Source organism: Clostridium sp. LIBA-8553 (genome assembly GCF_057782465.1).
The window spans coordinates 2,592,675-2,617,186 of sequence record NZ_CM173489.1 but is presented as its reverse complement, the minus strand read 5'-3'; the positions used below and the strand labels follow the sequence as shown (position 1 = coordinate 2,617,186).

13 protein-coding genes and 1 tRNA gene are annotated in these 24,512 nt (G+C 30.5%); 12 read left to right on the top strand and 2 right to left on the bottom strand.

All coding sequences use genetic code 11. The features are described from left to right. Nucleotides 1-139 precede the first annotated feature (139 nt). From AC2JAQ_RS11635 to AC2JAQ_RS11595, 9 genes are all read left to right on the top strand, one after another. On the top strand, nt 140-2,938 hold the full coding sequence (locus tag AC2JAQ_RS11635; protein ID WP_488456594.1) for an alpha-L-fucosidase: 2,799 nt from the start codon (nt 140-142) through the stop codon (nt 2,936-2,938). 172 nt (nt 2,939-3,110) lie between these two features. Then, entirely contained in the window at nt 3,111-7,550 is a 4,440-nt protein-coding gene (locus tag AC2JAQ_RS11630) for a glycosyl hydrolase family 95 catalytic domain-containing protein (RefSeq protein WP_488456593.1), read from the top strand. 97 nt (nt 7,551-7,647) lie between these two features. Next, nucleotides 7,648-12,903, top strand: coding sequence for a glycoside hydrolase family 2 TIM barrel-domain containing protein (locus AC2JAQ_RS11625; protein ID WP_488456592.1), 5,256 nt, complete (start codon nt 7,648-7,650; stop codon nt 12,901-12,903). 462 nt (nt 12,904-13,365) lie between these two features. Continuing rightward, nucleotides 13,366-13,974, top strand: coding sequence for a 50S ribosomal protein L25 (locus AC2JAQ_RS11620; protein WP_488456591.1), 609 nt, complete (start codon nt 13,366-13,368; stop codon nt 13,972-13,974). Between the two features lie 124 nt (nt 13,975-14,098). Next, on the top strand, nt 14,099-15,826 hold the full coding sequence (locus AC2JAQ_RS11615; RefSeq protein ID WP_488456590.1) for a phospho-sugar mutase: 1,728 nt from the start codon (nt 14,099-14,101) through the stop codon (nt 15,824-15,826). A 242-nt stretch (nt 15,827-16,068) separates the two neighbouring features. After that, nucleotides 16,069-17,166: a tetratricopeptide repeat protein gene (locus tag AC2JAQ_RS11610; protein WP_488456589.1), complete on the top strand. Its 1,098-nt coding sequence runs from the start codon at nt 16,069-16,071 to the stop codon at nt 17,164-17,166. Nucleotides 17,167-17,182: 16 nt separating this feature from the next. Continuing rightward, complete coding sequence (locus AC2JAQ_RS11605) at nt 17,183-17,899, top strand: WecB/TagA/CpsF family glycosyltransferase (RefSeq protein ID WP_488456588.1); 717 nt, start codon at nt 17,183-17,185, stop codon at nt 17,897-17,899. Further along, nucleotides 17,899-19,185, top strand: a complete 1,287-nt coding sequence (locus AC2JAQ_RS11600) for a glycosyltransferase (protein WP_488456587.1) — start codon at nt 17,899-17,901, stop codon at nt 19,183-19,185. The genes AC2JAQ_RS11605 and AC2JAQ_RS11600 overlap by 1 nt, the downstream gene beginning before the upstream one ends. Nucleotides 19,186-19,213: 28 nt before the next feature. Beyond that, the gene (locus tag AC2JAQ_RS11595) at nt 19,214-19,849 is read left to right on the top strand and encodes a cyclodeaminase/cyclohydrolase family protein (RefSeq protein ID WP_488456586.1); all 636 of its coding nucleotides are present in this window, start codon (nt 19,214-19,216) and stop codon (nt 19,847-19,849) included. A gap of 250 nt (nt 19,850-20,099) precedes the next feature. Here the strand turns inward: AC2JAQ_RS11595 and pdaA are convergent, their stop codons facing one another. Continuing rightward, on the bottom strand, nt 20,100-20,897 hold the full coding sequence (gene pdaA / locus AC2JAQ_RS11590) for a delta-lactam-biosynthetic de-N-acetylase (RefSeq protein ID WP_488456585.1): 798 nt from the start codon (nt 20,895-20,897) through the stop codon (nt 20,100-20,102). A gap of 158 nt (nt 20,898-21,055) precedes the next feature. Here pdaA and ychF point away from each other — a divergent pair, with 158 nt between their 5' ends. After that, entirely contained in the window at nt 21,056-22,153 is a 1,098-nt protein-coding gene (ychF, locus tag AC2JAQ_RS11585; protein ID WP_423237681.1) for a redox-regulated ATPase YchF, read from the top strand. Between the two features lie 379 nt (nt 22,154-22,532). On the opposite strand, the gene AC2JAQ_RS11580 is transcribed toward ychF, so the two are convergent. After that, a tRNA-Sec gene (locus AC2JAQ_RS11580) sits at nt 22,533-22,629 on the bottom strand. A 356-nt stretch (nt 22,630-22,985) separates the two neighbouring features. Here AC2JAQ_RS11580 and rsmH point away from each other — a divergent pair. After that, entirely contained in the window at nt 22,986-23,918 is a 933-nt protein-coding gene (rsmH, locus tag AC2JAQ_RS11575; protein ID WP_488456584.1) for a 16S rRNA (cytosine(1402)-N(4))-methyltransferase RsmH, read from the top strand. 72 nt (nt 23,919-23,990) lie between these two features. Then, a complete protein-coding gene (locus tag AC2JAQ_RS11570; RefSeq protein ID WP_423237679.1) occupies nt 23,991-24,419 on the top strand; it encodes a cell division protein FtsL in 429 nt (142 codons plus the stop codon). The last annotated feature ends 93 nt before the right edge of the window (nt 24,420-24,512 follow it).

Sequence of the window (24,512 nt, the reverse complement as noted above, 5' to 3'; positions counted from 1 at the left end):
TAGTTACTTAAAATATTTTATTCATTTTATTGTGTCTATTTTTTTAGAAAAATTTAGTTTTACATATTTTATTTATTGTAATAAATATGATTTTATTTGAATAAATATATATAGAAAAAATATGATTTGAGGAGGAAGTATGAAAGTTAAAGCTATAAAAAGTTTTTTAGCAACTACAATGGCAATGACTTTTCTGGTTAGTGTTGGACAAGGATCTGTACTAACTAAGGCAAATACTAAGAATAATATGAAATATGTAACAGAAGCATTTGGAGCAATTCCAACAAAAGAACAAGTAGATTATCAAAAAGAGGAGTTGACAGCATTTATACATTTTGGTGTGAATACGTTTACTGGGAGAGAGTGGGGAGATGGCACAGAAAACCCAGAAATATTTAATCCAACTGATTTAGATGCAGATCAATGGGTGAGAACTTTAGCGGAGGCTGGATTTGAGAGAGTAATATTAACAGCAAAACATCATGATGGATTCTGTTTGTGGGATAGTGACTATACAGATCATGATGTGGCAAGCAGTCCTTGGAAAAATGGAGAGGGAGATGTTGTAAAAGAGGTTTCTGATGCTTGTGCTAAGTATGGTGTAAAATTTGGAGTTTACTTATCACCATGGGATCAAAATTCAGAGCATTATGGAGAAGGTAATGGTGGAGATTATAATGAGTTTTACATGAACCAGTTAAGAGAATTATTAACTAATTATGGTCCTATAGCTGAAGTGTGGATGGATGGAGCTAAGGGATCTAATGTAGAACAGGAATATAAATTTGATGAATGGTTTGCTCTTATAAAAGAATTACAACCAGAGTGCTTAATATTCAGTCCTCAAGGACCTGATATTAGATGGATTGGAAATGAGAAAGGATATGCAGGGGAACCTTGTTGGTCAACTATAGATATTGAAAAAATGAAGGAAAGAGAAAATCCAACTTATTTAAATCATGGAGAAGAAGGGGGACCAGATTGGGTAGTTGGAGAATCAGATGTATCAATAAGACCAGGTTGGTTTTATCATGCTTCTCAAGATAATGAGGTAAAATCCTTAGAGAAGATGATGGATATTTATTTTAAATCAATTGGGAGAAATTCAGTATTATTATTAAATGTACCTCCTAATAAGGAAGGAAAATTGCATGAAAATGACGTTAACAGATTAAATGAATTTGGAGCAACAATTAGAGATACTTTTAATGAAGATTTTGCATTAAATAAAGAAATAACAGTTGATAGTTTTGTTAATAATGATGAAACATATGAAGCAAGTAAAATTGTAGATGGAGATTATGATACTTATTGGGCTCCTGATAATGGAAGTAGAACTGGTACTATTGAAATAGATTTAGGTGAGAATAAAGAATTCGACGTTATTTCAATACAGGAATATATTCCATTAGGACAAAGAATATCTAGTTTTAATGTTGAAGTATTACAGGGGGAAACTTGGAATAAGGTTTATGAAGGAGAGACTATAGGATATAAGAGGCTTGTTAGAATACCTCCAACTAAGGGACAAAAAATAAGAATAAATATAACAGGTTCATTAGAAGTTCCGTTAATAAATAATGTTGGAGTTTATAAACAGCCTACCAACATAGAATTGCCAGCAGGTCCACCAGCAGGATTAAAAATCTTAAATGATGATAATAAAGGGACTGGATTGGAACAGTTTAATTTTAGTGATGGTTGGGTTTATGAAACTGCTCATGGTGATAATGATTTAGGAGGAGATGCCCATTACACAACTAAAACTAATGCTACTGCTAGTATTAAGTTTAAGGGAACAAAGTTCTTCTTATCAGGAGCAAAGGATCCATCACATGGAATAATGGAAGTTTCTATAGATGGAGGAGAAACTGTAGAGGTTGATTTATATTCTTCAGAGAGAAAAGCTAAGGAAATTGTTTTTGAAAGTGAGGATCTAACTAATGAAGAGCATGAAGTTACTATTAAATGTACAGGAAGAAAAAATCCAAGTTCAAGAGGTGTAGCAGCTCATTTAGATGGTGCCTTGGTATTAGATAATGATGGAAAAGGTATGGTGGACTTTGAACAAGTTAATTATGAAGTTAGTGAAGGCATAGGAACAGCTACATTTAAAGTTGTAAGAAAGGGTGGAAGTAATGGGAAACTTGAAGTAAACTATGATACCCTACCAGGAACTGCTTTAAATGGAGTTGATTATCAAACTTGGTCTGGTACTTTAGCTTTTAATGAAGGAGAGACAGAAAAAACTTTTGATATAACTATTATAGATGATAAAGAAAAAGAAGACTCTAAGGAATTCTATCTAAAATTAAGTGATCCAATAGGGGGAATATTAGGATTTAATCCAAGAGCTACAGTTACTATTATTGATGATGAACAAATTAAAATAGAAACAACTGAAGTTGGTGATGGGTTACATCAGTTTAATTTCTCAAGTGAGTGGAACACTGAACCAGGTGGAGTGTGGACAAACAATAGAAACGCTACATTTACAATTAAGTTTAAAGGAAAGCAAATTTCTTTAGTAGGAGCTAAAGACCCTAACCATGGGATATATGACGTTTCAATAGATGGTGGAGAATTTGTAGAGGTTGATGCTTATGCAGAAAGTAGAACTTTAAATCAAGTTGTATATGAAAGTGAAGTATTAACTAGTGGAGAGCATACTTTAAGCTTTAGATTAAAGGGAGAAAACCCTCATGGAGGTAGAGCGGATGCTCAACTTAACTATGCATTAGTAGATACCAGTGAGGATGAAGACGTAGAACCAGAAAGCCCTACAACAGATTTAAACAAAGATGGAACGGTTGATATTGGAGACTTATCATTAGCATCTAAGCATTATGGAGAAAGTATTAAAGAATACGATATAAATGGTGATGGAATAGTTGATGAATTTGAGTTAAACGCAATAATGAATGATATATTAAAGTAAAAATTTTAAGCTGTATCTATAACACTTAAATAATAAAGTATATAATGAAAAATTCTTTATATACTTTATTAAAATTTAAGTAGAGATACAGCTTTTTGTATTACAAATATTACAATTAATGTAAGAATATGTTATTATAATTAAGAAGAAAACTATAATAGGGGGAGGAATCATGAAAAGAAAATTTTTAAAGAAAGTAGCTTTAGCTGTTTCCTTAATGGTAGTAGGTCAATCTGTATATTCTTTTGCTAAACCTAGTAGATTTAATGAAATAGGAAAGAGTATTTCAAATGAAGATATTGATTTAGATAAGCTGGCATTATGGTATGATGAACCAGCTACAGATTGGGAAAATGAGGCGCTTCCAATTGGTAACGGATATATAGGAGGAATGATTTTTGGAAGTGTAGAAAGCGAAAGAATACAATATAATGAAAAAACTTTATGGTCAGGTGGACCAGGAGCTTGGGAAGATTATAATGGAGGAAATAAAGAAGGAGCTTGGGAAGCAGTACAAGAGATAAGAAGAATATTAGATGAAGGTGGAACACCATCAAATGACTTATATCAAAGAGTATGCGGAGAGCAAAGAGCTTATGGAGCTTATCAAAATTTTGGAGACATATTCTTAGACTTTAAATCTCATGAAGATAGTAATGTTACTAATTATAGAAGAGAGCTTAATATTGAGGAAGCTTTATCTACAGTTAAATACACTTATAATGGAGTAAATTATGAAAGAGAATATTTCACTAGTTATCCTGATAATGTAATGGTTATCAAGCTTAAGGCTGACAAAGCTTCTTCAATAACTGTTGATGTAAGAAATGAGGGTCCTCATGATGGAAAACAACTTTCAGTTGAAAATAATATATTAACTTTAAGTGGAGCTTTAACAGATAATGGGATGAAATATGAATCTCAAATTAAGGTAATTAATAGCGGAGGTTCAATTCAAGATAAAGAAGACAAAATAAGTGTTGAAAATGCTGATGAAGTTACAATAATAATGAGTGCGGGAACTGATTATGTAAATGAATATCCAACTTATAAGGGTGAAGATCCACATGAGGCAGTAACAGAAAGAATAAATAATGCTGTATCTTTAGGATATGATGAGTTAAAAAATAGGCACTTAGAGGATTATAAGGAACTCTTTGATAGGGTTGATTTAAATTTAGGAGAGCTTAAATTAGACAAACCTACTGATGACATGCTTAAAGAATACAAAACTAATCCATCTAATAGTTTAGAGACTTTATTTTTCCAATATGGAAGATATCTTTTAATTTCATCTTCTAGAGAGGGAAGTCTGCCAGCTAACTTACAAGGAGTTTGGAATAATTCAAATAATCCACCTTGGAGTTCTGACTATCATTTCAATGTAAATTTACAGATGAATTATTGGCCAGCAGAGGTGGCGAATCTATCTGAAACAGCTATTCCTTTAGTTGAATATGTAGAAAGTTTAAGAGAGCCTGGAAGAGTCACTGCAGAGATGCATTGTGGAATAGAAGACGCACCAGAAAAGAAAAATGGATGGACAGTAAATACCATGAATAATCCTTTTGGATTCACAGCTATGGGTTGGGAGTTTGATTGGGGATGGGCTCCAACATCAAATGCATGGATAAGTCAAAACCTTTGGGAACACTATCAGTTCACTGATGATGTAGATTATTTAAGAGATAATATATATCCTATTATGAAGGAAGCTGCTCAGTTTTGGACTCAGTTTTTAGTTGAATATACTCATACTGATGGAAAAACATATTTAGTTTCATCACCAAGTTATTCGCCAGAACAAGGCCCAAGGACTGTTGGAACAACTTTTGACCAAGAGCTTATTTGGCAGTTATTCACAGATACTATAAAAGCTAGTGAAACCTTAGGTGTGGATGATGAGTTTAGAGCAGAGTTAGAAGATAAAAGAGAGCGACTCTTAAAGCCGCAAATAGGTAAATATGGACAAGTACAAGAGTGGAAGGATGATATAGATGATCCAAATAATAAGCATAGACATATCTCACACCTTGTAGGTCTTTATCCAGGAAATCAAATAAACCAAAAGGATACTCCAGAATTATATAAGGCTGCTAAGGTTACTATGAATCATAGAGGTGATGGAGGAACAGGTTGGTCTAAGGCTAATAAAATAAATCTTTGGGCTAGACTATTAGATGGAGATAGAGCTCACAGTTTGTTACAAAACCAATTAACTGCAAGTACATTAGATAACTTATTTGATACTCATCCACCTTTCCAAATAGATGGAAATATGGGAGCTGTATCTGGAATGTCTGAGATGCTTATACAAAGTCATTTAGGTACAATTAATCCATTACCAGCTTTACCAGCAGCTTGGGAAGAGGGAAGTTTTGATGGATTAAAGGCTAGAGGAAGCTTTGAGGTTTCAGCTAATTGGAATAACAATTCATTAAATCTTTTAAAAATTAAATCTGGTTCAGGAAATGACTGTTATTTAGAATATCCAGGAATAACAGAAGCAGTTATAACAGATGCTGATGGAAATGAAATAACTCCAGAAGTTATTTCAGAAAACGTAGTTAAATTCCCTACAGAAGTTGGAGGAGAATATCAAGTAGAGGGAATGCCTATGGAAAAGCCAGTAAAGGTTGAAGGTTTAAAAGCTTTAAGAAGTGATGATAATTCAGTTTCATTAAAGTGGAATAAGTCAAAATTTGCAGAAAGCTATGATGTTTATAGAAAAGGTGAGGGAGACTTTGAATTAATAGCTGAAAGTATAGAAACAGAAGAATATATTGATGAAAATGCTCCTTCAAATGATGATTACACTTATGTATATTATGTAGTTGCAAAGAACTCAGAAGGAGAAGGTGAAGCTTCTGAAAATGTTGCAGTTGAAACAAGTGTTTATCTAAGTGACTTAGATTGGACAAGTGCTTCAACAGGCTATGGAACAATAAATAAAGATGCTAGTTGCGATGGCAATACAATAACATTAAAAGGTGAGAATGGAGAAAGAGTTCCATATGATAAAGGACTAGGAACTCATGCACATTCAGAAATAGTTTATAATTTAGATGGGTTAGATTACTATGATTATTTTGAAACTTTTGTTGGGGTAGATCAAGAAATGGCTGGTTCAATAGCATCTATATCATTTGAAGTGTATTTAGATGATGAAAAAGTTTTTGATAGTGGTTTAATGACAGGTGATACTCCACAAAAGCATGTGAAGGTTCCTATAGCTGGAAAAAGTACTCTTAAATTAGTAGTTAAAGATGGTGGAAATGATATAGGTTCTGATCATGGAAGTTTTGGTGATGCTAAGTTAACAAAGGTTCACGCAACAAGTAATGCAGAACTTAAATATATAGCCATAAATGGCAATCTTTTAGACGGATTTAATGGAAGTAACTATGAGTACTCTTATGAATTTAAAAAGGGAGAAAATCTACAAAATTTAAACATTGAGGCAGAAGCTATGGCTTCAGGTGCTAATGTTGAAATCATAAAACCAGAAGAACTTCCAGGAGAGGCATTAATAAAAGTTACATCTAAAGATGGAACTATGAATAGAGAATATAAAATAGCAATAAAGCCATATGTAATTGTGGAAGAGAGTATTATTGCTGATTATGACTTTGAAAATCCTTCAAATTTAGGAGAAGATAGTTCAGAAAATAATTTCCACGGAGTAATAACTGGAAATATAACTCAAGTAGATTCAGAGGATGGAAAAGCTGCAGACTTTGGAGATGGATATATAAAGGTTGAAAGTAATGATTCGCTAAAATTATCTGATAATATTGTTGTGGAAACAGAAGTTTATTTAGATGAATATACAGGATATTGGCAAAAGATAGCTCAAAAAATAAATAATGCAACTGGTAAAGGTGGATTTTTAATAGATGTATCTCCTCAAGGAAAATTAAGATTCCATGCTGAAGGATCAATAACTCAATTTGTATCTAATAAAGCAATACCTTTAAATGAATGGACTAATATAAAGGTTGTATTTGAACATTCAAGGGGAGAGGCTTCTATTTATATAAATGGGGAATTAGATAAAAAAGTAAAACCAAGTGCAACCTTAGAAGTTAGTGATTTACCACTAGTTATAGGAGCAGATGGTAATGGAAATGATAAGTTAAAAGGAAAATTAAACAATTTAACTATTTCTTCAATAGAAAGTAGAATTGCTAGTAGTAATGCTAATTTAAGTGGTATTTCTATTAGTGGAGAATCTATGGATGAATTCCAAGAAGATGTATTAGAATATGAAGTCAAGTTACCAGAGGGAACAATTAATGCTCCAGAAGTAACGGCAACATCAGAAGATTCAAATGCTACTATTGAAATAGAAAGTGCTGAATTTGCACCTGGAGTTACTAAAATAAAAGTTATAGCAGAAGATGGTACAAAGAAAGTTTATACTATTAATTTTACTGTTGAGGAAAGCAATCCATTAAGAGCAGACTTTAATAAAAATGGAGTGATAGATTTAGGAGATTTATCTCTAGCTTCTAAGAATTTTGGTTCTAATAACAGTGAGTTTGATTTAGATGGAGATAGTTTAGTAGGGGAATATGAAATAAACTTTATAACAAATGAAATTTTAAAATAGATAAAACTCTAAAATAAATGCATATATAATTGGCTCTCCTTGAATATATATATTGGAGAGCCTTTTTTAAAATTAATATATAAAGGGGGAGAAAAATTTGTTAAAAGGAAGTAAGAGAACCTTAGCCCTAGTTGTTTTAGGAAGTTTTTTGGCTACAACATCACACCAATTATTTCTTGGGGGGAAGAGTGTAGATGCAAGGGAATATCCAGATAGTGAAATGCCAACTATAGGAGAGGAATTTACGGGAGAAGAGTGGAATAATAATCCTGAGAGTTATCAAGTTAATAGAGAGGAATCTCATGCATCATTCGCTTCTTTTAGTAATAGTGAATTAGCTTTGGAGGATTCTAAGAAACCTGTAAATGAGAGAGGAGTAAGAACTGATACAGAGTACCATAAACTTTTAAATGGTGAGTGGGATTTTAATATTGTGGATAAGCCAGCAGATAGACCTACAGAAATTGATGAAAACGGTTTTAATACATCGGATTGGACTAAGATATCAGTTCCAAGTAACTGGCAAACAGAAGGATTTGATTATCCTATATATACTAATACAACATACCCATGGACTGGAAGAGAAAATCCTCAGCCACCTAATGCACCAACTGAGTATAATCCAGTAGGAACTTATCAGAGAACCTTTATAGTTCCTGATAATTGGAAAGAAGGCAGAAGAGTTTATATGTCTTTCCAAGGGGTTGAATCTGCTTTTTACCTCTGGATTAATGGACATAAAGTAGGATATGGAGAAGATAGTTACACTGCAGATGATTTTGATATAACTGACTACTTAAAAGAAGGTGAAAATACTGTTTCTGTTCAGGTGTTTAGATGGAGTGATGGTAGCTGGTTAGAAGATCAAGATTTTATAAGACTAAGTGGTATTTTTAGAGATGTATCAATATATTCTACACCAGAAGTTAAAATGAGGGACTTTAAAATAGAAACTGAGTTAGATGACACATATACAGATGCTAATTTGAAAGTAGATGTTGAACTTACAAATTATTTAAAAAATAATGAAGAGTACACTGTAGAGGCTAAGCTTTATGATGAAAATTATGAAGAGGTTTTAGATGCTCCAATAATAATGAGTACTGATTTCAAGGGAGCAACGGATTATAATAGTGAAGCCACTAAAGTTAAGTTAACAGCTAATGTAGACGTTGAAAATCCTAAAAAGTGGTCAGCAGAAGATCCTAATTTATATACTATGGTTTTATCTTTAAAAGATAAAGATGGAAATGAGGTTGAGGCTACAAGCACCAAAATAGGATTTAGAGAGTTCAAGATTCATGGAGAGCAGATGCTTATAAATGGACAACCTATAATGTTTAAAGGTGTTAATAGACATGAGACAGATCCTAATGATGGTAGAGCTGTATCTATTGAAAGCATGATACAAGATATTGAGATGATGAAAGCTAACAATATAAATGCAGTTAGAACATCTCATTATCCAAATAATACAGCATTCTTAGAATTATGTGATGAGTATGGATTATATCTAGTTGGAGAGGCAAATATAGAATCTCATGGAGTTAGAAACTATCTACCAGGAGATATGCCAGAATGGTTTGGAGCTTGTCTAGATAGAGTTAAAAATATGGTTCAAAGAGACCAAAACCATGCATCTATTGTTATATGGTCTTTAGGAAATGAAGCTGGTGGAGGAGAAACATTTAATATTTTATCTGATTGGGTACATGATAATGATACAACAAGACCTGTACATTATGAAGGAGATTATAATGATCCTACAGTTTCAGATATATATAGCCACATGTATTTAAGTCCAAAGGCAGTTGAAAACATAGGAAAGCAAGGTGGAAAACCTTTCATACTTTGTGAATATGCTCATGCTATGGGAAATAGTAATGGTAACTTTGATCAATACATGGAAGTCTTTGAAAAGTATGATAATCTTCAAGGTGGATTCATATGGGACTGGGTTGACCAAGCTTTATATAAAGATGTGGAAACAATTAAATATTCACCTGATTCTAGTTCAAATGGATTTAAAGGAATTCCAAGAGAAGGGCAAGCTGTTGAAGGAAAAGATGGGCAAGGATTTAAAGGTTATATGACATTTGATCAAGCTGATGAGTTAAATATTACAGGAAAAGGTGTAACCTTGGAAGCATGGGTTAAACCGGAAGGTGGTAATCAAGATAATGTTTTTGTAGCAAAAGGAGATACTCAATTTGCTATAAAAGAAACAGCAAACTTCCAACATACTGGTAAGAGAGCAATAGAATTCTTTATTTATGATGCGAATGGAAGCCAGTGGGTTGCTGCTAAGACCATGGAAATACCAAGTGATTGGGTAAATAATTGGCATAAGATTGCAGGTACTTTTGATGGAAATCAGCTTAAACTTTATATAGATGGAGAGGAAGTTGCATCAACAAATTATACAGGTTCAATTACAGCTAGTAATTATCCATTAACAATAGGAGGAGATGCTCAAAAGAATAGTAGAAGTAATGCTTCTATAGACTCTGTACGTGTATATAATAGAGCTTTAAGTGAAGAAGAATTAAATGATGAAAGTAGAACCCCAGATGAAAATACTGTTTTATGGATGGATTTTGAAGAGTGGAAGGAAGAAAGCACTTCACAGGATGGCTCAACTAAGTATTTAGCTTATGGCGGAGATTGGGGAGATAATCCTAACAATGATAACTTCTGTGCAAATGGAATGATTACAGCTGAGAGAGAAGAAAAGCCACAGCTTAAAGAGATTAAGTATGGCTATCAAGATATAGAAATAAATAATGTAAATGCTACTGAAGGATTAATAGAAATAGAGAATGAATTCTTATTTACTAATCTTAATAAATATAAGATGATTTGGGAATTAAATAAGGATGATGAAGTTATCCAAAGTGGAGAAATGAGCTTAGATATAAGTCCACTTGAAAGAACCAATGTTCAGATTGATTTAAATAGACCAGAATATATTGATAATGGAGCAGAGTATTGGTTAAATATAAGGTTTGAAACTTTAGAGGATGAAAAGTGGGCTAAGGCAGGTCATATAATAGCTACAGAGCAATTTGGAGTTGATTTTTTAGAAGAAAGTAAGGATGTAGTAGATGTTGCTTCAATGGATAATATTGAGGTAACCAACAATGATGATACTAATTTAACCTTAAGAGGAACTGATTTTGAATTAAGCTTCAATAAGGTTAAAGGTAATATTGATTCCTTCAAAAACGATGGAAAAGAGTTATTAAGTGCACCAATAGAACCTGATTTTTGGAGAGCACCAGTTGATAATGATAAAGAAAATGGAATGCCAAATAGAACAGGAACATGGAAGAATGCCGGTAAGAATAGAACAGTAAACAATGTTACTGTTACAGAGGATGAAAGTGGAAAGTTTGTAACAATAGAAGCAAGTGCTACTTTACCAACTACAACAGCTTCAAGTTATAAAAATATAATAAAAGTTTATGGAGATGGAGAGGTTGTTATAACTTCTGAACTTAATCCAGGAGCTTCAAATTTACCAGAAATTCCTGCCATTGGAATGGAATTTAACATGCCAACTGAATTTGAAAACTTAGACTGGTATGGAAGAGGACCTCAAGAAAACTATTGGGATAGAAATAAAGGAGCTCATGTAGGAGTATATAGTTCAACTGTAGAGGAACAATTCTTTAAATATATAGAGCCATCAGAAATGGGAAATAAAACTGATATAAGATGGATGACTCTTACTAATAATGATGGAGTTGGATTAATGGTTTCAGGAGATCCTTATGTAGAAGCATCAGCTCTTCATTACACAGAAGAGGAACTTGGAAGCAAGAAGCATCCTCATGAACTTGTAAAATCAGAGGATGTTGTGGTTAATGTTAATTATAGACAAATGGGAGTAGGTGGAGATGATGCTTGGGGTGCTAGACCAAAACCAGAATATACTCTTTATCCAAATCAAGATTATGTATATAGAATGGTATTAAGACCTATTAATACACAGGTTCAATCACCTATGGAGTTGAATAAATTGGATGCTCCTTATGAGGTTAAGGGAGAACAGGAAAGTATAGAAGTAAAAACTTTAGTTGGAGAAGCACCAGTTTTACCAAAGAAAACTCAGGTAGAACTTACTGATGGAGCATTGAAAGAAGTAGGTATAACTTGGAATGAAATAGATCCTGAGTTATACAGTAAGGTTGGAACTTTCCAAGCTGAAGGAACAATTAAGGGAACTTCAAATAAAATAATTGCTAATGTAACTGTTAGAGACATTGTTGAAGCTAATGGAATAAATGTTCAAACAATTATAGGTCAAAAACCAGTTTTACCAAATTCAGTGGAAATAGTATATACAGACGGGGAGAAGGTAGTTACTGAGGTAATTTGGGATGAAATATTAGAGAAAGATTATTCAAAGGAAGGAATCATTAATATTAAGGGAATAGCTAATGTTAATGGTGATGAGTTTGAGGTTAAAGGAACAGTGAATGTGGCAAGAGGAGAATACCTAAGTGATTTAGATTGGGAGAGTGCACAGCAAGGATGGAGCGTTCCAAAGAAAGATACCTCTGTTGATGGAAACCAAATAAGATTAACTGATGGATTAAATGCTATGAGTTTTGAAAAGGGTTTAGGAACCCATACAGATTCTACTATTGTATATGATGTAGCTGGTAAGAATTATGATTATTTTGAAGCTTATATAGGAATGGACATTGAAACCGGATCAATAAGTGATGGAGCTATATTCAAAGTTTTAGTAGATGATGAAGAAGTATATGATAGTGGAATTGTTAAACCAGAAGAAAGAGCTAAAAATATAAAATTAGATATAAAAGGGGCTTCTAAGATAACTTTAAAAACTTTAAAGAATGAACATGATTGGCAAGATCATACTGATTGGGCTAATGCTATGTTCACTTATGAGGTTAAGGTTGCTGATGAAGAATTAGGAACATTAATAGATAATGCTAAAGAAATAAACAGTAATGCAGTTGAAGGAATTAATCTTGGAGAATATCATAGTGGCTCTAAGAGTGAATTAGAAAAAGTTATAACTTTAGCAGAAGAAGTTTATAATAATAGCGAATCTTCAAATGAAGAAAAAGAAAATGCTAAACTTTCATTAAATGCTGCCTTAGAAAGGTTTGAAAGCCTAAAAATAACTGCAACTACAGGTGATTTAAATGAAAATGGTAAATTTGAAATAGGTGATTTAGCTCTGATTTCTAAGCACTATGGAAAAAATTCAACAGATAATGCTGATGAATGGAAAGCTATAGAAAAATATGATTTAAATAAGGATGGAAAAATAGATCATTATGAATTAGATTTCATAAGCCGTAAAGCATTAAACTAAAGATTAATAACTAATAGAAGATGCTATATAAAAATTAACTTTAAATAAAACTTATAAATATATTCTGAGAATTACTGAATTTTAAGTGAAAGTCTAAATTAAAATTTAGATTCTTGAATTTATAGAATTGAACTTTAGTTATATTGTATTCATTAATTATAGCCATTACCCCGAAGAATTTGCTAAAGCTTCGAAAGTAAAGTGAAAGTCCAAATTTTTAATTTGGCAACTTGAACTTATGCAAACGAATAAAATAAGATTGTATTCCTAAAAAATAACAATCTCAGCTTTTTAATGCAAATTCTTCTACGTAATAGCTTAAATTATAAAGTTCATCTAGATATTTTATTAATACTATTTATAAGTTTTGTTAAGTAAAGTTTTTATATAGTATCTTCTTTTTGATTTTAAGCTGAATAATAAGAGCCTTTTAGGAAATAATACTTAAAAGGAGGGATGATTATGGAAAATTTAAATGTAAATCAAAGAGAAAAAAAGACTGGACATTCAAGTAGAAGAGGTAGAAGACAAGGAGTAATTCCTGGAGTTGTATATGGAAAAGGAATGAATAACCTTTTAGTTGAAATAGGAGAGCTAGAACTTAATCATGCACTTGCTGTAGCTGGAGAGCATGGAGTTTTAAGTGTAAATTCACAAGAGGGACAAATGAATACACTTATAAAAGAAGTTCAAAGAGATCCTGTAAGTAGAAGGGTTGTACATATAGATTTAGAAAAAGTTGAAGGAAATGAAGAAATAGTAACAACTGTTCCTATAAATTATATTGGTGAAGCTCATGTAAATAACATAGATGCTGTACTACAAAAAAATAAAGAATGCATAAAGATAAAATGTTCACCAAATAATATTCCAAAGCATGTAGAACTAAATGTAGAAAATGCTGAAAAAGGGGATCAGTTTAAAGTTTCTGATGTTGAATTTGGAAGTGAGATAACAGTAGTTGATGATTTAGATTCTATAGTAGCTTCTGTAAGCTATGATCAAAAGATAATAACACAAGAAGTAGTTGATCAACAAGTAGAAGAAAATAGAGCTAAAAAAGAGAATTAATATTTATAAGTTGAGAATGGAATTAATAGTAAAATAATTCTGTTCTCAATTTTTTTATTTTCATATTGTAAAATAATGTAGTATAATATTTGTGGAAATAAAATACAAAAGGGGAGAGAGTGCAGTGTATAAAGAAAGATATGAAGAATGGTTAAACTCTAGTAGTATTTCAGAAGAAATAAAAGCTGAATTAAGAGCAATATCAGATGAAAAAGAAATTGAAGATAGATTTTATAAAGAATTAGATTTCGGAACTGGTGGATTAAGAGGAGTAATTGGTGCTGGAACTAATAGAATGAATATCTATACAGTTGGAAAAGCTACTCAAGGGTTTGCTGATTATTTAAATGATAATTATAGTGGAAATAAATCAGTTGCAATAGCTTATGACTCAAGAAATATGTCTAAGGAATTTGCAAAAGCAGCAGCATTAACTCTTTGTGCAAATGGAATCAAAGTTAACCTTTTTGAATCTTTAAGACCAACTCCAATGTTATCATTTGCAGTTAGAGAATTAAATTGTAATGGTGGTATTGTTATAACAGCATCACATAATCCAAAGCAATACAATGGATATAAAGTTTATGGAGATGATGGATGTCAATTAACAGATGTTCCTGCTAAAGCTGTTATTGGATACGTTAATGAAGTTACAGATTATGCTAACATAAAGACAATGAGTGAAGAAGAAGCTTTAGAAAAAGGACTTTTAGTTTACATTGGTGAAGAGATTGATAAAAAATATATAGATGCCTTAAAAACTTTAACTATAAGAAAGGAATTAGTTAAAGAGCATTCTAAAGATTTAAAAATAATATATACTCCAATCCATGGTTCAGGAAATATTCCAGTAAGAAGAATATTAAGTGAACTTGGTTATGAAAATGTTTTTGTTGTTAAAGGACAAGAATTACCAGATGGAAACTTCCCTACTGCACCATACCCAAATCCAGAGGATCCAAAAGTATTTGAATTAGCTTTAGATATGGCTAAAGAAATTCAACCAGACATAATATTTGGAACAGATCCAGATTGCGATAGAATAGGTGTTGTTGTCAAGGATAACGAAGGAAAATATCAAGTTTTAACTGGTAACCAAACAGGAATGTTATTAACTAATTACATTTTAAGTTCATTAAAAGAAATGAATAAGTTACCTGAAAATGGAGCTGTTATAAAAACTATAGTTACTACAGAATCAGTTAGAAAAATGGCTGAGGAATATGGAGTTACTTTAATAGATACATTAACAGGATTCAAATATATAGGTGAAAAAATAAAAGAGTTTGAAGAGTCAGGCTCAAATCAATATCTATTTGGTTTTGAAGAAAGTTATGGATATTTAGCAGGTACATTTGCTAGAGATAAAGATGCTGTTGTAGCTTCAATGTTAATAGCTGAAATGACTTTATATTATAAAGAACAAGGAAAAACTCTTTATGATGGCTTAATAGAACTTTATGAGAAGTTTGGATACTTTAAGGAAAGTCTAGTATCAATAGAACTTGCAGGAAAAGAAGGCCAAGAACAAATTGCTAAGTGCATAGATGGTTTAAGAAATGAAGCCTTAAAAGAGATGAATGGTGTTAAGGTTGTTACATCTTTTGATTACAAATTAAGCAAAGAAGTAAATAACTTAACAGGAGAAGAAAAAGTGATTAATCTTCCAAAATCAAATGTTTTAAAATATGTTTTAGAAGATGATTCATGGTTTGTTGTAAGACCTTCAGGTACAGAGCCTAAGATGAAAATTTATTTATCAGTAAAAGGGTCAAGCTTAGAAGATTCAAAAGAACAAACAGAAAACTTTAAAAATGCTATAATGGAAGTAATTAACGCTAAGCTAAAATAGTTTAGATGAGATAAGGAGCTGTATATTTTATACAGCTCTTTTTATATTTTTAAATAGGACTACACCAAATAGTTGATTAAAGTGTTATAATATATAACTAATATATATTAAGATGAACTAAATTTTATTTTGTGATAAAATATAGTTCGAAATTTATGATATATAATAAAATATAGGTTTATAAATTTTATTTTTAGATAGAATTAAAATAGTTAGTAAAAGTTTGTTAAGGAGATAGATATATGAGTTTTAATACATTTGCAAAAGAGAAGTTATCACAACTTTTATTTTTAGAAGTGGATGGGAATGGCCTTATTAAGAGCTTAGGTAAAGATCCAAAGGAAGTAAACATAAAAGAATTATATGTTCCTATAGATCCAAGACACTTATCAGATGATATAAAGAGTGGATATAAGTTAGAGTCATTACCAATAAATTATTTAGTTGAAGGTATGTTTTTTGCTTTAGGTGGAGATAAAGATTTTAGATTTAATGAAGATTATAAAAAATTAATTCCATTAATAGATGATGCTATTCCATGCGTGAAAAAAATAGTAGCTGATAAGGTTAAAGATGAAAATATGGTTGAGGCTTTTATGCTTTTAAAAGGATTAAATGAAATCTCTGATGATACTGAGGTTTATGAAAATCTTTTATTAATATGTGAGTCTTTAAGAGAGAGAAATAAGTCTTATAATGAAACTCAATTAGAAATATGTGATAAATGTAAGGCTCATAGAAGTGATTTAGCTCTTCCATACCTTTATTCAGCAATAGCTTACAATGATATGGGACAATATGATAAGGCTTATGTTGATATAAATGAGTATTTAGCTAAGGGCGGAGAAAGAAACGAAATAGTTGAGATTTTATACAATGAAATAAAAGATTCAGCTGATTATGAAGAGGGAAAAGAAGAATTAATAGAAGAGCCAGAAGATGCTTTAAAAAGACTTCTTCCTTTAGCAGATAAGTTTCAAGATAATGCTATATTAAGATATTATATTGCAACTGCTTATAGAAGATTGGGAAACTTTGAGAAGGCAGTTTATTATTTAAATGAATGCTTAGCTATTGATGATAGTATAGTTGAGGCTGTAAATGAAATGGGAATAAACTATGCTTCATTAGGAATATATGATGAAGCAGTTAAATATTTAAGAAAAGCCTTTGAAAGTACAAGAGATATAGAAGTTTGTACTAACTTAATAGTTTGCTATTTAAATGCAGGGATGATTGAAGAGGCTAAACAGCATTTAGATATAGCTAAAGCTATTAACAAGGATGATGAGATAGTAAAAGAAATAGAAATATTCATGAAAAATAATAATATTAAATAGCCTTTAGGAGAGGGATATGTATAAGGAGTTATTAGGATATAAGATATTTTCAGATAATAAACAGGAACTTTTAAAGGAAATTGAAAATAAAAAAAAGGTTAATATAATATCTGGAAATCCAGAGGTTTTATATAATGGTATAAATAATGAGTTTTTAAAAAATAGTTTTACTAAAGAGGATGCTTTAATAATTCCAGATGGAGTTGGAACTCTTCTTGCCGCTAAAATAAATGGCATAGAAATTAAAGAAAAAATAGCTGGTATTGAAGTTATGGATATGCTTTTAAGAGATGCTAGAGATAAGAATTTAAAAGTATTTCTCTTAGGAGCTAAGGAAGATACTCTTATTAAATGCAAGGAAAAAATAGATGCGGACTATGAAGGAATAAACATAGTTGGAAGTAATAATGGTTTTTTTGATTTGGAAAACTGTAATGATTTAATAGAAAAAATTAATGAAAGTAAAGCTGATATAATTTTTGTTGCAATGGGAGCTCCAAGACAAGAAATATTTATAGAAAAATATAAAGAAAAACTTTGTTGTAAAGTTTTTATGGGTGTTGGTGGTAGTTTTGATGTTATGGCTGGTAATATAAACAGAGCACCAGAATTTATGATTAATATTGGTATGGAGTGGCTTTATAGAGTAGCCAAGGAACCATGGAGAATAAAGAGGTTAGGTTCTATACCAAAGTTTTTACTTCTATCAGCTAAAGAAAGAGGTAAGAAGTAATGAAGATTTTATTTATAGCCTGCTATTCACCAATGATTAATAATTCTGCATCTATTGAGACTCTTATGTACCTAAATAATTTATGCAATATAGATAACAATGAAGTTCATCTTTTAACAGTAGATTTTCCTAAAAACTCTATTTATTATGATGAAGAAATTCTTAAGCTTTTAGATAGTAAGGTAAAAGTCCATGCAATTGAAGGTGGGAAATTATTTAATAAGATTATGCCTAAGAAAGCTACTAATGAAGAAGTAATACAGGTTTCTTCTAATGAAAAGACTAGTAGCAAAATTAAGCTTATGAGAAAAATTAAAAACAAAATAATTTTTCCTGATATGTATTATAACTGGAGTTTTAAGGCTTCAAAGTATGGTAAGGATCTTATGGAAAAAGAAAAGTTCGATGTTATATTTTCTATGCATGAGCCACCTTCAAGTCATCTTTGTGCTTTAAGAATAAAAAAAGCTTTTAAGGATATACCATGGGTTTTATATTGGAGTGATCCATGGCTTAAGGATCCATCAAGAGAAGATATTGGATTTATAAGAAAGTTTGTAGAAGGAAAACAGGAAAAAGCTGTAGTATTAAATGGTGATAGGCATATATTTGTAACCGAAGAGAATAAAAAAGACTTTATAGAAAAGTATAATGTTAAAGATGATAAAATGTTTATTGTAACTAGAGGATATAATAAAGCTATATATGAAGAGATTGAAAGAGAAGAGAAACCAGAGCTTTTAAAAGAGGATAAGATAAATTTAATTTATGCTGGAGAGATTTTTAGTAAGATTAGAGATTTAAGACCTTTCATAAAAGCCTTAAAAGAATTAGAAATAAGCAATAAGGAATTATTTAATAGATTAAACATAATATTCTTTGGAAATATAGATGATGAAAACATAAAAGAAGAATTAAAACAATTTTCTAATATAAGTGTTAATGGAAGAATTGATTATAAAGAAGCTTTAAGATATATGATTCATGGGGATGTTCTTCTTGTTTTAGGAAATAAAAATTCAAAACAAATACCTGCTAAAATATATGATTATTTAGGAACAAAAAATCTTATTATGGTTATATTAGGTGATGAAAATGATCCTATAAAAACTGTTGTAAGTAATAAAGATAAGTGTATAGTTAGTGAAAATAATTATAAAGCTATATTAGATGATTTAAATAAATGTAGAGAATTAATTGATTCTGGTAAGAACTTTAAGGCTAATGAAGAATATGAATGGAGTAGCATAGGTAAAAAATTAAATAATATACTTAAATTAAAATAAGCAATAATATTTGATGGAGGGGTACTTAATGAAAAACGAAACAATAAAAGATTTTATAGAAGACTTAGGATCAAGTTCATCAGCACCTGGTGGTGGGGCAGCGGCAGGTATTGTTGGAGCAGTAGGAGTAGCTTTAAATTCAATGGTTTATAGCTTAACTGTTGGTAAAAAAGCTTATGAATCTTTAAGTGATGAAAATAAAAAGATTCTAGACAAGAATTTTGAAGAAGCTAAAAAAGGCTATGATGAAATGTTAGATTTCATGAATAAAGATGAAGAGGCTTTTAGTGCATTAATGGGCTGTTATAAATTGCCTAAGGATACAGAGGAAGAAAAGAAATTAAGAAATGAAAAAATAGATGAATGTACTTTAGGTGCAATGATGGTTCCTTTAGAACTAAGCAGAAGGGCCTTAAAGTTTTTTGATAATGTAAAATTTGCTGCAAAGTATGGAAATAAAAATTTAGTTTCTGATGCAGTTGTTAGTGCAATAATGCTTAGTGCTTGTATAGACAGCTCTATAGTTAATGTGGAAATAAACTTAGCCTTTTTAAAGGATGAGGAATTTGTGAAAAAGATAAAAGAAGAAATTTTACATATAAGACATGAAAGTACTAGATTAAAAGAAGAAATTTTAAAAGAGAATAATTTCTTACAAGATTAATTATGTACTTCAGTTAAACTTGTATGGAGTTTAAGTGAACACTGATTTTTAAATAATTTTTCAGATTTAGCTAAAAATGAACAACTATTAAAAATAGAGTATTATATTTAAATTAGTTTAAATTGTTTAAGTTAAGAGTTTATATTATTGAATCTTAAATGGTTTATAAATATTATAGAGGTTTAGCGTAGACTAGGGGGGTTAGTTTATGCTAGACCTCTAAATATATTTATAATTTTATGAAGAAAGTTTATTCTTGTTTAGGTGTTATGTCATTTAAAGATTTAAATTCAAATCCATCAGATTTAAGTTCTTTTATAAGATCATCTAAAATAGCAGTATTTGTATCTGATACAGCATGAAGTAAAGCTATTTCACCATTATGAACTTTCTCTAATATTTTCTTTTTAGCAGCTTCTTTAGAAGGTTGCTCATTAACTAACCAATCTCTATAAGCGAAGCTCCAAAATACAGAAGTATAACCAAGTTCCTCAGTTGATATTAGGGATTGTTCGCTATATTTTCCCATTGGAGGCCTAAAGAATTTAGGCATTTCTTTTCCTGTTACTTTGAAGTATTCTTCTTCAACCTCAGTAAATTCCTTTTTGAATTTTTCTTTATCAAGAATTTTAGCCATTGATGGATGGTGAGAAGTGTGATTACATACAAGATGACCTTCTTCATCCATTCTTTTTATAAGATCTGGATAATCTTTTATATATGGTCTTGTTACAAAGAAGGCAGCAGGTACTTGGTTTGCTTTTAATATATCAAGTATTTTTCCTGTATTTCCATTTTCATAACCTTCATCAAAAGTAAGGAAAATTTCTTTTTTTGAAGTATCTCCACAATATAGCACTTTACATTTAGATATATAAGGAGTTTCCTTAGGAAAGTGAGGGACTCCTTCTTCTTTGTTATAAGAGTAATACCAGTTAAATTCTTTTGTACAAGGATTATTGATTTCTTTTGCTGCTATTTTTGTATTTAAAGAAAGAGATAAAATTATCATCATAGAAAAAAATAATGATAAAAATTTCTTAATCATAAAACATCACCTCGAATTTATTATGTGTTATATAGTAGGATTAATTTGTATTTTTATGTGGATAATTAGGAAAGATAATACAGTTGTTGAAATATATATTAAGCTAGAGTATAATCATTAAGTATGAAATTAAATATGAGAAAGGGACGTGTACATAGATGAAATTAGGAATGGTTGGATTACCAAATGTTGGTAAAAGTACATTATTCAATGCTATTACAAAAGCAGGAGCTGAATCAGCAAACTATCCTTTCTGTACAATAGAACCAAACGTAGGTGTTGTAAGTGTACCAGATAAGAGATTAGATGTTTTAGAAAAAATATATAATACAAAGAAAAAAGTATATACTGCAATAGAATTCTATGATATAGCAGGGTTAGTTAAAGGTGCTAGTAAAGGTGAAGGTTTAGGAAATAAATTCTTATCACACATCAGAGAAGTTGCAGCTATCGTTCATGTTGTAAGATGTTTTGATGATGAGAATGTTGTTCATGTAGAAGGTTCTGTAGATCCAATAAGAGATATAGAAACTATAAACTTAGAGCTTATCTTTGCGGACTTAGATGTTCTTGAAAGAAGAATGGAAAAGACTATGAAGTTAGTAAGATCTGGTGATAAAACTGCTAAGTTTGAGTACGATGTAATGGAAAGATTAAAAGCTCACTTAGAAGCAAATAAACCAGCTAGAACTTTAGAAGCTACTGAAGATGAAGAAGCTTTCGTAAAAAGCTTATTTTTAATAACTTCAAAACCAGTTTTATATGCTTGTAACATATCAGAAGATGATATGATGGAAGGAAACTTAGATAATGAGTATGTTCAAAAAGTTAGAGCATATGCTGAAACTGAGAATTCAGGAATAATGGTTGTTTGTGCTAAACTTGAAGAAGAATTATCAGGGTTAGATGAAGAAGAAAAAGCTGAAATGTTATCTGAGTATGGATTAGAAGAATCAGGTCTTGATAAACTTATACAAGCAAGTTATAAATTATTAGGATTAATGAGTTACTTAACTGCAGGTGTACAAGAAGTTAGAGCTTGGACAATAAAACAAGGAACTAAAGCTCCACAAGCAGCAGGTAAAATACACTCTGACATAGAAAGAGGATTCATAAGAGCAGAAGTAGTTTCTTATGATGATTTAGTAGAATGTGGTTCAGAAGCAGCTGCTAAAGAAAAAGGTGTTTACAGATTAGAAGGTAAAGACTACGTAATGAAAGATGGAGACATAGTTAACTTCAGATTCAACGTATAGGATGTAAAAACTGTATTAAATGTTTTAAGATAAAACTTATAGGTATATTCCGAGAATTACTGAATTTCACTAAGAATTTATAGCCTTTACTCCAAAGGATTTACTAAAGCTACGATAACTAGCTTCGCGTCGAGCAATCTTCGCTTCTTAACGCAAAGCCTTTTACGTAAAAGCTTAAATTCTAAAGTTATTCAGATATTCTCTTCATAATATTTATAAGTTTTATAATATAAAGCATTTTAATACAGTTTTTTTTAGATGTATTAAAAGTGCTTTGTTATAGAATATGAAAAGGAAATTTTTTTATCATCAAATTTAAACAATATTTTTAGACAAAAAAAGCTATTTGAAAGTTAATTTCAAATAGCTTTTTGCTTTGTGGCGGGAGTATGTGGGAATCGAACCCACCCATGATGGTATTAGCACCACAACTAGGTGTTGAAGACCTGTAGAGACACCAGCCCCTATCTACTCCCATAATATTTTAAAATTTTACATCAAAATAAATATAATGTCAAATTTTTTTCTAAGGATATTTTAATAGTATTAATTTATAAATAATTGGTTTTGAAAGGAATTTTTAATTTTTTATAGAATAATGTATAATAAAATATATTATATAATGGGAAAATGGTTGCAATAATACGAGATTTTAGTGTAAATTAGTAAGAGGCATAATAATTTACATATTATTATTTAATAATTAATAAATATGTTTAAAAAATTTTATTAATAAAACTGAATGAAATAAGTTAGACTTATATTATACAGTATATAGTATGATTTAAATAATCAAATGATGATAAGTAATTAAAAATTAAGGAGTATTTATATGGAATTTAAACACGTTTCGGTTTTGCTAGATGAGTGCATAAATGCTTTAAATATAAAAGAAGATGGTATATATGTAGATTGTACCTTAGGTGGTGCAGGACATTCAAGTGAAATAGTAAAAAGACTATCAGATGAAGGTAGATTAATAGGCTTTGATCAGGATAAAGATGCTTTAAAAGCAGCTGGAGAAAGATTAAAAGAATATAATAATGTTACCTATGTACATAGTAATTTCTATGCTATATATGATGTCCTAACTGACTTAGGCATTGATGGTGTAGATGGTATTCTTATGGATTTAGGAGTTTCTTCTTATCAGTTAGATAATGGAGAAAGAGGATTTAGTTACATGCAAGATGCTCCTTTAGATATGAGAATGAATAGAGAGAATGAATTTTCAGCATATGAAATAGTTAATACATATTCAGAAGAAGAGCTTTACAGAATAATAAAGGAATATGGGGAAGAAAAGTTTGCTAAAAGAATAGCAAGTTTTATAGTTAAAAATAGAGAAGAAAAAAATATAGAAACTACTTTAGAATTGGTTGAAATAATAAAGGCTGCTATTCCAGCTAAGGCTAGAAGAGAAGGACCACATCCAGCTAAAAGAACATTTCAAGCTATAAGAATAGAAGTTAATAAAGAGCTTGAAATAATAAGTAAAACTATTTTAGATGGAGTTAAGAAACTTAACAAAGGCGGAAGAATGGCTATAATAACATTCCATTCTTTAGAGGATAGAATTGTTAAAAATACATTTAAGGAATTATCTAATCCTTGTACATGTCCTAGTGAGTTTCCAGTATGCGTTTGCAATAGAAAGCCAGAAGTTAAACTTGTGACAAGAAAACCTATAGAAGCTAGTAAAGAAGAATTAGAATTTAACCCAAGAAGTAGAAGTGCTAAGTTAAGAGTAATAGAGAAATTATAATATTTTGAAACAAATGTTTAAGTAGATTTTTTTAAGTAAGGGGAATAAAAATTAATTGGAGAGGGATTAGAGATGATTGTAAAAGAGTTTGATTATAATGGAAGTTCTGCACTTAAACCACAAAGAAAAGAGCAAACTGTACCAAGTAGAAAAACCTACGATAAGAAAAAGAAAAAAATCGAACAACAAAGAAGAAAAAAGCAAAAAGACAAAAGAGTAAGAAAAAGTGTATTACAAATAGTACTTCTAATATTAGTTGTTGGTGGGGTAACAATAAGTAGAGATATAAAAGTTTATAAGACTCAGCAACAGTTAGATTCAATAAATAAGCAAATAAATTCTGTTATAACAGAAAATGAGGCTTTAAAGGTTCAAATATTAAAAGCAAGTTCTTTAGATAAAATAGAGGATGTTGCTAAAAATAAACTAAAAATGATATTGCCAACTAAGGATGATATGGCTAAGTTAGGTGGTGGCCAAACTACTGAAGGGAAGCAATAGGGTAATAAGTTAGGGTGTACTTTTATTATTGTTTTAAGGGTGCATCCATAATTTTTTATACAATGGCTATAGATTTATTAAATTATAAAGCTG

Bases quoted from the DNA above. Each gene is read 5' to 3' on its own strand.
- AC2JAQ_RS11635 (WP_488456594.1), top strand. From the start codon at position 140: ATGAAAGTTAAAGCTATAAAAAGTTTTTTAGCAACTACAATGGCAATG.
- rsmH (WP_488456584.1), top strand. From the start codon at position 22,986: ATGGAATTTAAACACGTTTCGGTTTTGCTAGATGAGTGCATAAATGCT.
- AC2JAQ_RS11620 (WP_488456591.1), top strand. From the start codon at position 13,366: ATGGAAAATTTAAATGTAAATCAAAGAGAAAAAAAGACTGGACATTCA.
- AC2JAQ_RS11595 (WP_488456586.1), top strand. From the start codon at position 19,214: ATGAAAAACGAAACAATAAAAGATTTTATAGAAGACTTAGGATCAAGT.
- AC2JAQ_RS11610 (WP_488456589.1), top strand. From the start codon at position 16,069: ATGAGTTTTAATACATTTGCAAAAGAGAAGTTATCACAACTTTTATTT.
- ychF (WP_423237681.1), top strand. From the start codon at position 21,056: ATGAAATTAGGAATGGTTGGATTACCAAATGTTGGTAAAAGTACATTA.
- AC2JAQ_RS11570 (WP_423237679.1), top strand. From the start codon at position 23,991: ATGATTGTAAAAGAGTTTGATTATAATGGAAGTTCTGCACTTAAACCA.
- AC2JAQ_RS11605 (WP_488456588.1), top strand. From the start codon at position 17,183: ATGTATAAGGAGTTATTAGGATATAAGATATTTTCAGATAATAAACAG.
- AC2JAQ_RS11630 (WP_488456593.1), top strand. From the start codon at position 3,111: ATGAAAAGAAAATTTTTAAAGAAAGTAGCTTTAGCTGTTTCCTTAATG.
- AC2JAQ_RS11600 (WP_488456587.1), top strand. From the start codon at position 17,899: ATGAAGATTTTATTTATAGCCTGCTATTCACCAATGATTAATAATTCT.
- pdaA (WP_488456585.1), bottom strand. From the start codon at position 20,897: ATGATTAAGAAATTTTTATCATTATTTTTTTCTATGATGATAATTTTA.